The sequence below is a fragment of the Acinetobacter sp. IK40 genome (assembly GCF_035615075.1).
In the GTDB taxonomy this organism is placed as follows: Bacteria; Pseudomonadota; Gammaproteobacteria; order Pseudomonadales; family Moraxellaceae; genus Acinetobacter; species Acinetobacter courvalinii.
Genome location: NZ_JANBOE010000009.1, coordinates 185,220 through 198,065, shown reverse-complemented (window position 1 = coordinate 198,065; position 12,846 = coordinate 185,220). Strand labels below are relative to the sequence as shown.

The window sequence follows — 12,846 nt, the reverse complement described above, 5'->3', positions numbered from 1 at the left end:
TCCCGAACTCAGAAGTGAAACCTCTTAGCGCTGATGGTAGTGTGGCACTTGCCATGTGAGAGTAAGTCATCGCCAGCTTTTAAATTAGAAACACCCCCTAACTAACGTTAGGGGGTGTTTTTTATTGCGTGGAATGAATATTAAGTGCAAAAAAGCATTAAATGTTAAGAATATTGATCTAATTAGTTAACTTTTTTGAGGGAGAGAAGATTATTGTATTTATAACTAAAACATAAAGATAATTATGAGATAAATTTAATGGTTGATATTAATGTAAATGAAAGGTCAAATAAATTGGGTGTTTTTCCTTATGTAATTGCAGCGATGTCATTTATACCTGGTATTGGTGTTATCTTTGGGGTTATTGCTGTTATTTGGGGAGTACTAACTAAAAAAAGTGGCGGTAAAGTACTCACGATTATTGGTGCTTGTGGTATCGGCCTTAGTATTGTTCTTTATGGTTCACTCTTTTATTTTGGTTTTGTTCAGCGCGGAGGTTTATATGATGAATTGCGCGCTCAATCAAGTCAAATAGCTATGACATCTTTAGTTCAAGCAATTGAATTTTATAAAGTAGAGAATGGTCATTATCCTGATTCGTTGGAAATATTAAATCAGTCCTTGCCAGAGAATAGTTCAGTTTTTGTGTTTGATGCTACTGATGTTTCATGGAGCAGTTCACCACGCTATTACCATTATGAGTTAAAAGATTCATCTCATTATTATCTGCTCAGTGTGGGGCAAGATGGAGAGCCTTATACAAGTGATGATATTTTGCCGAACATTGAGCTGAAGCCAGATAGTAAAATTGGATTGATTTTTCATGACAGCAGTACAGGCTCTACTTTATAGCTCCGAAATATATTTTTGTTTAAAAAATAAACAAAGAATCAAACTGATCGTTTTTCTCATAATCTATCTATGACTCATGCAGTCAAAAAGAATGTAATTTTCCTTATATGCGTAAACATTGCTTTTATGTTATAAATATTTTTATAGGCATGTTTTTTGCTTATCTTAATAAAAGGAAAGACTATGAAATTATCTGTTGGATTGAAAGTTGCGAACAGTTTATCGTTAACACCTCAATTACAACAGGCCATACGTCTTTTACAACTCTCAAGCTTAGAGCTCGAACAAGAAATTCAGATCCAGTTAGACAGTAATCCCTTACTTGAAAAAATAGAAGAGATGGGGACTACAGAAAGTCTTTCTGCGCTAGAAGTAGCAGAGACAGGAGACTTAACCACTGAGCTGAATGCTGATCATCTTCCAAATGACTTACCTGTAGATACTGAATGGGATGATATTTATACCCATCAATCTACTGCTTTAGCTTCACCAGAATACGAAGAAAGAGAAGACAATCGCCAAGCACAAATGAGTTTGAAAGAGCATATTTTAGATCAGGTTAATCTCTTACATTTTTCGACTGTAGATAAGCTTATTGCATATTGCATCGTCGATTCTCTGGATGATAAAGGTTTCCTGGATGCGGAACTGGAAGATATTCTGCTTGCCGTTTCCCGGTTGTTGCAGGAGATGGAAAGTGATGAAGAAGTTGAGGAAGATGAAGTTATTGTTGTTTTGAAACATATTCAACGTTTAGATCCTATCGGGGTTGGTTCAAGAAACTTAGCTGAATGTTTGAAAATTCAGCTTGAAACTGTGCATGAGAAAGTTCCTTATGTGGCAGAAGCCAAGAATTTACTAAAATATTATGAATTATTGATCTCTAATGATTTGAATAAATTATTAAAGCAAACAGGGTTGACCAAAGAGCAATTAACAAGTGCAGTTGATTTACTCAAGACTCTCAAGCCTTATCCTGGATTAGAGTTCAACCAACAGGAATCTGAATATCAGGTTCCCGATGTCGTCGTTTCTAAAAAGGATTTGCATTGGCAGGTACAGCTAAATCCCGATGTTTTGCCTAAATTACGGATCAATTCATTTTACTCAGGCATGATTCGTCGTGCAGATCAGAGTGATGATAATGTTTATTTAAGAAATCAAATGCTGGAAGCGAAAAACTTTATCAAGAGTATTGATGAACGCCATAAAACCTTATTAAAAGTTGCAACCTGTATTGTTGAGCATCAACGCGCCTTTTTGGAGCAAGGTCCAGAGGCAATGAAGCCTTTAGTGCTCCGTGATGTAGCAGAAGAAGTTGAGCTACATGAATCTACCGTTTCCCGGGTTACGACCAATAAATATATGCTGACTCCGCGTGGTTTATTTGAATTGAAATATTTCTTTTCAAGTCATGTGGGGACAACAACAGGCGGGGAAGCGTCATCAACTGCGATTCGTGCCATGATCAAAAAGCTGGTTTCCAATGAAAATCCACGTAAACCTTTGTCGGATAATGCAATTGCCGAGATGCTGAAAAAAGAAGGGATTGAGGTGGCTCGGCGGACCGTTGCGAAATATCGTGAATCGTTACATATTCCTTCATCTTCTGAAAGAAAAGTCTTGATCTAAATTTTAAGGTGTGACTATTCTATTGGTTCATTATTACGGAATAATGAATTTTTTTAATGATCACTAGAGGAATCGCTGAAATGATTTAATGGATGTTGAACCACTGATGTGCATTAAATTTGCTTGAGCGATTGCTTGTATCCTGAGAAAAAGGTGAGGGATAGAATTATGCAAATAACAATTCGTGGACACCATTTAACCATTACACCAGCAATTGAAGAAAATATAAAAGAAAAGTTTAGTCAAATGACCAAGCATCTGGATCAAGTGAATAGTATGCAGATCAAGCTGGCTAAAGATCATCAAATTGACAAACGTTCACACAAAGGAAGTGCAAACCATATTGCTGAGGCAATTATACGTTTGCCAGGGGTGGAACTGTTTGCTCAGGCGACAGCCGATGATATGTATACCTCGATTCGGAAATTGACCGATAAATTAAAACGTCAGCTTGCAAAACATCGGAAAATCCAGTGTTCGTACCAGCATGAACTGGCACTTTTGAGTTAATTTTTATTTTTATATAAGAGGCTTTTTGTGAAGCCTCTTTTTTTTATTGATAAAAAAAGAAACTGCTTACTGAATTATGTGAAAAAGTTATAGTAAAATAGCGCGTTTTACACCAATGGTTGTATAAGAGGTCTTGGAATGAATAGTGAGCAGCTCACGCAAATTTTAAAAGAAGCTTTCCCTGAAGCAGAAGTAGCGGTGAGCGGACAAGCTGGCAAATTTGACCTGCGTATTGTTGATGATCAGTTTGAAGGTAAACGTACCGTTGCTCGTCAACAATCGGTTTATGCACCTCTAAATTCCTATATCGCGAGTGGTGCAGTTCACGCAGTCACGATTCGTGCAATGACAAAAGACGAATGGCGCAAAGCAAGCCTTTTCGGAGCTTAAATATTAATGGATAAGTTTTTAATTACGGGCGGTGTTAAGCTCGAGGGTGAAGTGCGCATTTCGGGTGCTAAAAATGCGGCATTGCCTTTACTTGCAGCAATGATTCTTGCTGATTCTCCGATTACATTGACCAATGTACCGAACTTAAAAGATGTAAATACATTGGTTAAGTTGATTGCTGGCCTTGGCGTAACCATGAGCTATGAAGGTGAGACGGTTTGTGCTGATGCTTCAACATTAGACAACCAGTTTGCACCTTATGAACTTGTACGAACTATGCGTGCATCTATCCTCGTGCTTGGCCCGTTGTTGGCGCGCTATGGCAACGCCAAAGTGTCTTTACCGGGCGGTTGTGCCATCGGTTCGCGTCCAGTCGACCAACATCTCAAAGCTTTAGAAGCTTTGGGTGCGCATATTGAAGTGGAAAATGGTTATGTCCATGCTTCAGTAGATGGTCGCTTAAAAGGCGGTGAAGTTGTTTTTGATATGGTGACCGTTGGTGGTACCGAAAACATCTTGATGGCTGCGGCTTTGGCTGATGGCGTGACCACCATTCGTAACGCTGCTCGTGAACCTGAAATTACCGATCTTGCGCAAATGCTGATCAAGATGGGTGCCAAGATTGAAGGTTTGGATACCGATACGCTAGTGGTAACAGGCGTTGAAAGTCTGCATGGCTGTGAATACGCAGTGGTTGCTGACCGTATTGAAACCGGTTCATATTTAGCTGCTGCTGCCATTACCGGTGGCCGAGTGAAAACCACGCATACTGATCCTGCATTGCTCGAAGCAGTATTGGATAAGTTTGAAGAGATGGGTGCAGAAGTCACGCGTGGTGATGACTGGATCGAACTGGATATGCAGGGCAAGCGTCCGAAAGCAGTGAGTTTCAGAACTTTACCTCATCCTGAATTTCCAACTGATATGCAAGCTCAATTGATGGCCGTGAATGCGATTGGTCGTGGTTTTGCAACGATTTCAGAAACGATTTTTGAAAACCGTTTCATGCATGTCCCGGAACTTTCACGTATGGGTGCCAATATTCAGGTGGAAGGACATGATGCGGTGGTTACTGGTGTGGAAACACTGCAAGCTGCCCCTGTCATGGCGACGGATTTACGTGCTTCATTTTCACTGGTTTTAGCCGCTTTGGTTGCTGAAGGCGAAACACTGGTTGACCGTATCTATCACATTGATCGTGGCTACGAACATGTGGAAGAAAAATTGCAAAGTTTAGGTGCTCAGATTAAGCGAGTAAAAGGATGAATGACTTAAGAAACGATGATCCAAATTTTGACGTAATGGGCAATTTTGATCATGGTTTAACTTTAGCACTCAGTAAAGGTCGTATTTTAAAGGAAACTTTACCCTTGCTTGAAAAGGCGGGTATTAATTTACTTGAAGATCCGGATAAATCACGCAAACTGATTTTTCCTACCACGCACAAGAAAGTCCGTATTTTGATTTTACGTGCTTCTGATGTTCCGACCTATGTTGAGAATGGTGCGGCAGACTTTGGTGTCGCGGGTAAAGATGTGTTGATGGAACATGGTGCCCAACATGTGTATGAGTTGCTTGACCTGAAAATTGCCAATTGTAAATTGATGACAGCTGGTAAAGTCGGTATGGAACGTCCAAAAGGCCGTTTAAAGATTGCGACCAAATACGTCAACTTAACCCGCCAATATTATGCAAGCCTCGGTGAGCAGGTGGATGTGATTAAGCTATACGGATCAATGGAGCTTGCGCCTTTGGTTGGTTTAGGTGATTACATTGTTGATGTGGTGGATACGGGTAATACTTTACGTGCCAATGGCTTGGAGCCGTTGGAAGAAATTTGTAAGGTTTCTTCTCGTCTGATTGTGAACAAAGCCAGCTTTAAACGTAAACAAGCTGTTTTAAATCCGATTTTGACGCAACTTGAAGAAGCGATTAAAGCACGTCAAAACTGATTGTTGTACATCAAATTAAGAAACCGTTCTCATGAGCGGTTTTTTTACATTTGAAGATTGTGTGGGAGATATAACACCTTTGTTTTTGAGCTGAGGCTATGTTAAAAAAGCTAATGATCTGTTGAAAATGTCAGGAACAATGAAAAATCCACAGCAGCGTAAACAAGAATCTATTCTAAAATTAAAAGCTAAAGCCATACCTTATATTGACTGGTTGCCGCATATTGAGTCAAGTGATGATGTAATCCAGCGCTCCGCTGAGCGCATTGCCAAGCGTGCGATCGCATGTTTACTGATGATTCAGGTGGCATGTGATCTGGATCAAGACCAATTTGATCAAGAAACAGAAGATTTTATTGTCGATCTATTGAATAAATTTGCAGTCACTGATGAATTAACTGTTAAAGAAAAAAACATATTGAATCGAAATGCTTCGCAGCAAGAGATTGTCAACATGATCTGGAAGTATGAAGCCTATTGGGTGTTGCTATGGGCATTGGGGATTGTCGAAAAATTGAAATATCCAGATGAAATCGCAGATTGTGATTTTGCCATTCAGGCGGTATCAGGCTGTGATTCATTACAGGAATTTATGCAGCAGGTGAAATTAAGACATATCGAAGAGATTTTGGATGAGGCAGATCTGATCTATCGTTATGACTGGGCATGTGTTGATGCGCGATTAAAACAGCAGCATGCACCTGCAAATTTAAATGCTTCCATAGTTCTGGAGCGTCATGGCGCTTTAAACTGGCTGATACAGGCCGATGCGGATTGGGATAATCCGGATGTAAGTACTTAAAACTTATAGATCTCTTATCATTAAATGTTTTTTCCTATAAAAGCTGCGGAAATGCTGATGTTATCTTGCCCACAAGCGTACTGAAAAAGAGTAAACTTAGCGTTCTCTTTTTCGCCTTGTGGGTAAATTGATGCGACGTTTATCGACTCAGGATCAAAATTTTAAACAGACATTTGCTGAACTTTTAGCATTTGAAACCGTGAATGATCCTCAACTTATACAAACTGTAGATCAGATTATTGCTGATGTTCGTCAGCATGGTGATGATCATGTGCTTAAACTAACGCAACAGTTCGATCGACATCCCGCGCATCAATTCTCTGATTTAGAACTGACTCAGGTACAGCTCAAAACGGCATTTGAAGGCTTAAGTGTTGAAATCCGTGAAGCACTGGAACTGGCAGCAAAACGTATCCGTTCGTTTCATCAGGCACAAAAGCAGGAAGGCTGGACCTATGTTGATGAGCTGGGTAATACCTTAGGCCAGAAAGTCACAGCCCTAGATCGTGTCGGAATTTATGTACCGGGTGGCTTAGCGTCATATCCTTCATCGGTGTTAATGAATGCGTTGCCTGCACATGTCGCGGGTGTCCCAGAAATCATCATGGTTGTTCCTGCACCAAATGGTGAACTGAATCCATTGGTATTGGCAGCTGCCTATTTGGCAGGCGTAAGCCGCGTGTTTACTATTGGTGGTGCACAGGCCGTTGCAGCATTGGCTTATGGAACACAAACCATTCCAGCGGTCGATAAAATTACAGGACCTGGTAATCGATTTGTAGCAGCCGCAAAACGTGCTGTTTTTGGTCAGGTTGGTATCGATATGATTGCAGGACCTTCGGAAATTCTGGTTTATGCCGAAGGGGAAAATAATGCTGAATGGCTAGCCATGGATGTATTGTCTCAAGCTGAGCATGACACCGTTGCGCAAGCGATTTTCATTACCCCAGATGAAGTGCTGTTAAATGCAGTTGAAGCTGCGATTGAAAAACACTTAACTGAATTACCAAAAGCAGAAATTGCCAAAACCTCAATTCAAAATCGTGGTGCGTTGGTATTGGTAAAAGATCGCGCAGAAGCAATTGAACTGATTAATCAGGTCGCACCTGAGCATTTAGAACTCTGTCTTGATGAGGCTGAATTGATGATTCAGGAGATTCGTCATGCTGGTGCGATCTTTATGGGACGTTATACCCCAGAAGCCATTGGTGATTATTGTGCTGGTCCAAACCATGTCTTACCGACATCGGGTACTGCACGCTTTTCTTCACCGCTTGGTGTTTATGATTTTCAGAAACGCTCTAGCTTGATCATGTGCTCCGAAGAGGGCGTAAAGAGCTTGGCAAAAGCAGCTGATGTGTTGGCAGTGCAAGAAAATCTTGATGCTCATGCGCGCTCAGCCCGTTATCGTTACCAATAACCGATTCAAAGATTGATAGGGGCTGGTTAGCCCCTTTTTTAGGATACATGAGAGTAGAACAATGACGTTTACAGCAGAACAAATGCGGTTTTGGAGTCCCGAGGTTCGTGAATTAGAGCCTTATGTACCGGGTGAGCAGCCTAAAATTCAGAATTTACTCAAACTGAATACCAATGAAAACCCCTATCCACCATCCCCAAAAGTAGTCGAAGCGGTCCAGGCTGTGTTAACTGAACAGGCTGATGCTTTGCGTTTATATCCAGATCCTGATGCAACCGCTTTAAAACAGGCGATTGCCAAGCAGCAGCAGGTTGATGTAACTCAAGTGTTTGTTGGTAATGGTTCGGATGAAGTTTTAGCACATATTTTTAAAGCTTTTTTTATCCAGAAAGAGCCAATTCTTTATCCGGATATTACTTATAGCTTTTATCCGGTGTATAGCCAGTTCTTTGCAACGCAGACCAAGCAGATTCCATTGAATGAAAAATTCGAAATTGATGTATCGGATTATGAGCAGGAAAATGGCGGGATTATCATCACCAATCCAAATGCCCCAACCAGTATCGCGCTCGGTTTAGATGAGATTGAGCAGGTGCTGAAGGCAAATCCAGATCGAGTGGTGGTGATTGATGAAGCATATGTCGATTTTGGTGCCGAATCCGCGGTACAACTGGTCAATCTCTATGACAATCTAGTGGTATGCCAAACAACATCCAAGTCACGTTCGCTTGCTGGTTTACGGGTTGGTTTTGCCATTGCGCAAGCGCATTTGATTGCGGCACTTGAAGCCGTGAAAAACAGCTTTAACTCTTATCCAATCGATCGTTTTGCCATTGCAGCAGCGGTGGCTTCATTTGAAGATCAGGCTTATTTTGAAGCGCAATGTGCCAAGGTGATTGCAAGCCGGGAAAAACTGGTCGGTGATCTGACTGCTTTAGGCTTTGAGGTATTGCCATCGAAAGCCAATTTTATTTTTGCCACACATCCACAACATGAAGCTGCGCAGTTGGCCCAACAATTGCGAGAGCAGGGCGTTATTGTGCGTTATTTCAATAAACCACGCATTAATCAATTTCTGCGTATCACGATTGGGACCTATGAGCAAAATCAGCGTTTAGTGGAGACCCTGAAAACACAAATTTTATAAATCTGTAGTAAAGCTTATTGTTTAGAAATCTGCCATGTATTGAGTAAATCTAGCATGGCAGAAATTTTATCAAAGCATTCCTGATATTCTGCTTCTGCATCAGACGCAATGGTGATGCCGCCACCCGCCCACATGGATAATTGATCCTGATATTTTTGAATACTACGAATCAAGATATTCCAGCTGCCTGTACCATCGAAATTAAAGTAACCCAAGCTGCCACAATAAGCACCACGTGGTGCCCCTTCAAGCTCTTCAATGATTTGCATGGCACGAATTTTCGGTGCTCCAGTGATTGAACCGCCAGGCAGTGCCGACAATAACATTTGCATCGGATTGATGTCTGCTTTTAAGGTCGCTGTAATCTCACTGACCATATGGTGAACCTGATTAAAGCTTTCAATTTCAAAGAGCTTAGTAGTTTCAACCGAACCTGTTTCTGCGTACACACTCAGATCATTACGTAAAAGATCTACAATCATGACATTTTCAGCTTGGTCTTTTTTAGAATGGCTGAGTTTATCTTTTGATATCTGATCTTGTTGGGGATCATCAAAACGTGGCATGGTGCCTTTGATTGGACGCGTTTTAATTTTTCGATTGGTCTGAAACTCAATAAATAATTCAGGCGAACAACTTAATAGTTCAAAATCCTGTATTTTGAGATAGCCTGCGTAAGGGGCATGCGTAAGTTCCCACAATGGATTGGCGCGACTTAACAGCGAACCCTTTACATGGGCGGTAAACTCTTGAGTCAAATTAATTTGATAGCAATCACCTGCTTTGATGTATTCCTGTACCTGTTGAAAGGCCTTTAAATACTGCTGTTTTGACCAACGGGCCTGGCATTTCTCAAGTAGATAAAGTGGGCTAGGTGTTTGAATAGCTTGATTGAACAGATCCGAGATCTGCTGAAAAATGAATTCGGCTTGCTGCTCATCGCTGTGAAAATACCAGCCATCATTCTCATACTTTAAAAAAGTTGAATATTGACCTAGGAAAAATCCGGGTTGATGACGTGAATTTACGTCGACAAATTGATCTGCACTATAGTCATAGCTAAAAAAACCTATATAGCCACCATTAAATGCGACGCTATCAGATTTCTCAGAGGTGGACTTAAACTTTGAGAATGCAGTAACTAATGAAGCTTCAGATGTTATTTGATATTGATTAAATTGAATTTGTTGAAATTGTTTTAATTCTGAATGTTGAAAAACTAAAAATTCTTGCGGTAAAAAGGCAATAATGGGCGTGTTTTGGTCATATAAGTAGACTAAACCTGTTAATTCGTACAGTTGTACAAGAAGATCAAATGCAGAGGTGAGTTGCGTGTTAAGCTTTTGCTGAAAATAAGACATAAAAACGGAAATACTTACAGATACATTTGATGGAATGAATTGTACTACATCCAAAAACACTGGACTGACATTTATAATCTGATGACGTAAAAAACCAGCAATTCAGTGGTAAGAATACGAACTGATTTTTGCTTTAGAAGGTGGATTGATAGAGTAGTCACCCAAATACTAAAAAATGCATTTTTGTATACACTTGTAACCATCACCTCCTGAGTGGATAAATGGCCAAGGATTAATCGATTTATCTGAAGTGTTGTAGATAAAAATAAAAAATAAATATAATTTACAGTAATTTAAAATCAATTTATCGAAATAAGAAAGTGGGTGAATTATATGCCGTTTGTCGGGTTGTACCTAAAAAGCAGTTAACAGGAGTTGAACATAAAATAACAAACGGGTAATTTAGTAATTGCTAAGCGAACTACTCAAGGATTGGAAGTTCTAGTTGTCATTAATAAAAAAACGACCGTGGACAGTTTAGAGTAGTGAAAGTCAAAAAATAAATGCTCTTGGGAGAGTGCTCAATGAAAATGTTTACTAAACTTGTTTTAGTTTCTTCAATGGCGATTAGCGCAAATGCAATGGCTATGCAGTCAATGGATGATGCTGCACTAAGCGCTGCAACAGGTCAAGATGGTATTAATATTGGTCTTGGTGTTACTTCTGTTACAATCGACAAATTATTAATTCATGATAACGATGGTTATGCTGATAATGGTAGTGCTGGTACTATTGGTTCAGGTGGTACAGGTGTTGCTGGTGCAATCGTAGTTAATAATATTTCTATTACACCAAATACAGATAATTCAGGTGCTGAATTATTGGCTTCTCATAACTTGGCTGATTTGACGATTGATACTGATGCTGGTACTGCTGCGAATGGTGGTGCTTTTCTTAATGTCGCAGCAAAAGTCTCTGGCTTGAATATCAGCTTGGGTGAAATTGGTGTTTCTGGGTCTGGTACAGCGAGTACAACAAGTATTCAACGTGGTAATGACGCTGCTAACTATAATGCGATCTTATCTGGCTTAAGCATTAAAACAGGTAAAATGGATGCAAATATCCAGTTAGGTGCTGCTCCTCAAGGTGCGATGATTAAGTTAAACACGACTTTAGCATCTGGTCTGGAAATTACTAACCTTGGTATTTTAGATAAATCAACAATTGGTCAAACAACATTGAATGGTGTTGCAAGTACAGCTGCAGGTGAAATACATCTTGATAGCATTAAAGTAGCTGATAGTGGTGTGAATAGCTTAAGTGTTAATACTGATATTAGTGTAGTAGGTGAAAGTGCAGCAGCTGCAAATGATGGTTACTTGAAAATTATCAGCAAAGCTCCTGCAAACGGGACTGATATTTATATCTCAGGCGTACATTTAGGTAGTAAAACTGCAGGTTCAATCGGTGATGTAGAAATTCAAGGCTTGAAAACGACCTATGCTGGCGGTTCAGGTGCTGCGATTACCATTTCTGGTCACTAAGCAATTATCTAACAAAAAAAAGCGCTTTAGCGCTTTTTTTTGTTTTGTGTGTCTAATTTTTAAATATCAATAAAGTTTGAAAATATATTATGATGAATTTTTCAGATATTCAGTACTCTTCAAATTAGTCATCTGTTATTTTATGCCTATTGTCGATTTTCTTAATCTACTGAAAACAGCATAGGTAATGAAAGTGGAACAGTTGGTTATCAATTTTATTGTGGTAAAGTTGTTTGTTTGAAGGGGCTAATTGTTTAATTTAAGTATCAATTATAAAAAAATTAACATTCTGTCAAAAAAAACCAAAAAAAAGATGTATTTTCTTATAAAAAAAGGTATCTTCATCTTGCAGGGATGTAGTGTCGTTGACACTAAAAATAAAATGAATAAGGCAAGTGTTGCCATTGTTAGAAAAAGAGACTTATGTTAGAGATCGCTTTAGGCTCGGCATTGATGTATTACTTTACAACGCAAGCCTTTGAAATAGAAAAAAAACCACAGGGGACTGTTTATTATACAGAAACCATGGACTCTCGTAATCCTTCCTTTACTCGTAACCATCGTGAGGCAGTTGTCATTAAACCAGCTGTAGAGGAACAATTCCGCGGAATTGTACGTCAGGCTTATGACTATAGTTGTGGTTCAGCCGCACTAACAACTTTATTGAATGGTTATGGTGGCTTACGCCTTACAGAACAGCAAACCATGAGTGGCTTGCTACAGTACGGTGAATATCAAAGGATTATTGAACGCCGTAGTTTCTCTTTATTAGATATGAAACGCTTTGTCTCGGCTTTGGGGATTAGCAGTGGAGGCTATCGCGGAGAGTTTACGGATCTTATTTCATTAAAACAGCCAGCCATTGTACCTATTACCTATGCTGGTTTTAAACATTTTGTAGTATATAAAGCTTATAAAGATGGAAGGGTTTATGTTGCTGATCCTGCTCTGGGCAATATTAGCTTTGATGAAACCCGATTTAAGGAAATCTGGGATAATAATACATTATTTATTGTGGATATCCCTCAACAATACCAAAAAAGCTTATTAGCGCTGCAAGATTCGGATATGCGTCATGTTGAGGATGCAACAGTAAATCGTTATGCATTGGCTGAAATTCAATTTCCAACGCAAAAGTTTGAGCGTCTGGCAGATAAGGCTTCAACCATGCGTCGAGTATTGGATTCGGACCCAAACTCAAAGAACTATAATCAACCGATTACCACGTATATGCGCTTATATTACAAGCGGAAATAAGTTTAGGAAAAATCAGTAAAATTAATGTAATAGGATGCA

General features: G+C 39.6%; 12 protein-coding genes. 11 read left to right on the top strand and 1 reads right to left on the bottom strand.

The annotated features are described in order from the left end of the window. Positions 1–258 precede the first annotated feature (258 nt). From MSG93_RS16230 to hisC, 9 genes are all read left to right on the top strand, one after another. Complete coding sequence (locus tag MSG93_RS16230) at positions 259–852, top strand: type II secretion system protein GspG (RefSeq protein ID WP_009512320.1); 594 nt, start codon at positions 259–261, stop codon at positions 850–852. A 183-nt stretch (positions 853–1,035) separates the two neighbouring features. Next, entirely contained in the window at positions 1,036–2,484 is a 1,449-nt protein-coding gene (locus MSG93_RS16225; protein ID WP_324622498.1) for an RNA polymerase factor sigma-54, read from the top strand. 168 nt (positions 2,485–2,652) lie between these two features. Continuing rightward, a complete protein-coding gene (hpf, locus tag MSG93_RS16220) occupies positions 2,653–2,994 on the top strand; it encodes a ribosome hibernation-promoting factor, HPF/YfiA family (protein WP_004655596.1) in 342 nt (113 codons plus the stop codon). Positions 2,995–3,132: 138 nt separating this feature from the next. Continuing rightward, positions 3,133–3,384, top strand: a complete 252-nt coding sequence (ibaG, locus tag MSG93_RS16215) for a BolA family iron metabolism protein IbaG (RefSeq protein ID WP_005228821.1) — start codon at positions 3,133–3,135, stop codon at positions 3,382–3,384. 6 nt (positions 3,385–3,390) lie between these two features. Then, positions 3,391–4,650 (top strand): UDP-N-acetylglucosamine 1-carboxyvinyltransferase, encoded by a 1,260-nt coding sequence (murA, locus tag MSG93_RS16210; RefSeq protein WP_004774988.1) that lies wholly within the window; start codon positions 3,391–3,393, stop codon positions 4,648–4,650. Then, positions 4,647–5,336 carry an ATP phosphoribosyltransferase gene (hisG, locus tag MSG93_RS16205; protein WP_005283487.1) on the top strand — a complete coding sequence of 230 codons (690 nt, stop codon included), beginning with the start codon at positions 4,647–4,649 and terminating at the stop codon, positions 5,334–5,336. Before murA ends, hisG begins: the two co-directional genes overlap by 4 nt. A gap of 139 nt (positions 5,337–5,475) precedes the next feature. Next, complete coding sequence (locus MSG93_RS16200; protein WP_324622497.1) at positions 5,476–6,138, top strand: DUF4272 domain-containing protein; 663 nt, start codon at positions 5,476–5,478, stop codon at positions 6,136–6,138. Positions 6,139–6,268: 130 nt separating this feature from the next. Continuing rightward, positions 6,269–7,558, top strand: a complete 1,290-nt coding sequence (gene hisD, locus MSG93_RS16195) for a histidinol dehydrogenase (RefSeq protein WP_324622496.1) — start codon at positions 6,269–6,271, stop codon at positions 7,556–7,558. Positions 7,559–7,619: 61 nt separating this feature from the next. Continuing rightward, entirely contained in the window at positions 7,620–8,705 is a 1,086-nt protein-coding gene (gene hisC, locus MSG93_RS16190) for a histidinol-phosphate transaminase (protein WP_324622495.1), read from the top strand. A 14-nt stretch (positions 8,706–8,719) separates the two neighbouring features. Here the strand turns inward: hisC and MSG93_RS16185 are convergent, their stop codons facing one another. Further along, positions 8,720–10,066, bottom strand: coding sequence for an anthranilate synthase component I family protein (locus MSG93_RS16185; RefSeq protein ID WP_324622494.1), 1,347 nt, complete (start codon positions 10,064–10,066; stop codon positions 8,720–8,722). Positions 10,067–10,590: 524 nt separating this feature from the next. On the opposite strand from MSG93_RS16185, the gene MSG93_RS16180 reads away from it, so the two are divergent. Together MSG93_RS16180 and MSG93_RS16175 are read left to right on the top strand one after the other, a co-directional pair. Beyond that, positions 10,591–11,550, top strand: coding sequence for a DUF6160 family protein (locus MSG93_RS16180; protein WP_324622493.1), 960 nt, complete (start codon positions 10,591–10,593; stop codon positions 11,548–11,550). 423 nt (positions 11,551–11,973) lie between these two features. Further along, the gene (locus tag MSG93_RS16175) at positions 11,974–12,807 is read left to right on the top strand and encodes a C39 family peptidase (protein WP_324622492.1); all 834 of its coding nucleotides are present in this window, start codon (positions 11,974–11,976) and stop codon (positions 12,805–12,807) included. The last annotated feature ends 39 nt before the right edge of the window (positions 12,808–12,846 follow it).

What these genes read in the sequence shown, in the direction of transcription:
- hpf (WP_004655596.1), top strand. Translation starts at nt 2,653, where the DNA reads ATGCAAATAACAATTCGTGGACACCATTTAACCATTACACCAGCAATT.
- MSG93_RS16200 (WP_324622497.1), top strand. Translation starts at nt 5,476, where the DNA reads ATGAAAAATCCACAGCAGCGTAAACAAGAATCTATTCTAAAATTAAAA.
- MSG93_RS16180 (WP_324622493.1), top strand. Translation starts at nt 10,591, where the DNA reads ATGAAAATGTTTACTAAACTTGTTTTAGTTTCTTCAATGGCGATTAGC.
- hisD (WP_324622496.1), top strand. Translation starts at nt 6,269, where the DNA reads ATGCGACGTTTATCGACTCAGGATCAAAATTTTAAACAGACATTTGCT.
- hisG (WP_005283487.1), top strand. Translation starts at nt 4,647, where the DNA reads ATGAATGACTTAAGAAACGATGATCCAAATTTTGACGTAATGGGCAAT.
- ibaG (WP_005228821.1), top strand. Translation starts at nt 3,133, where the DNA reads ATGAATAGTGAGCAGCTCACGCAAATTTTAAAAGAAGCTTTCCCTGAA.
- hisC (WP_324622495.1), top strand. Translation starts at nt 7,620, where the DNA reads ATGACGTTTACAGCAGAACAAATGCGGTTTTGGAGTCCCGAGGTTCGT.
- MSG93_RS16230 (WP_009512320.1), top strand. Translation starts at nt 259, where the DNA reads ATGGTTGATATTAATGTAAATGAAAGGTCAAATAAATTGGGTGTTTTT.
- murA (WP_004774988.1), top strand. Translation starts at nt 3,391, where the DNA reads ATGGATAAGTTTTTAATTACGGGCGGTGTTAAGCTCGAGGGTGAAGTG.
- MSG93_RS16175 (WP_324622492.1), top strand. Translation starts at nt 11,974, where the DNA reads ATGTTAGAGATCGCTTTAGGCTCGGCATTGATGTATTACTTTACAACG.
- MSG93_RS16185 (WP_324622494.1), bottom strand. Translation starts at nt 10,066, where the DNA reads ATGTCTTATTTTCAGCAAAAGCTTAACACGCAACTCACCTCTGCATTT.
- MSG93_RS16225 (WP_324622498.1), top strand. Translation starts at nt 1,036, where the DNA reads ATGAAATTATCTGTTGGATTGAAAGTTGCGAACAGTTTATCGTTAACA.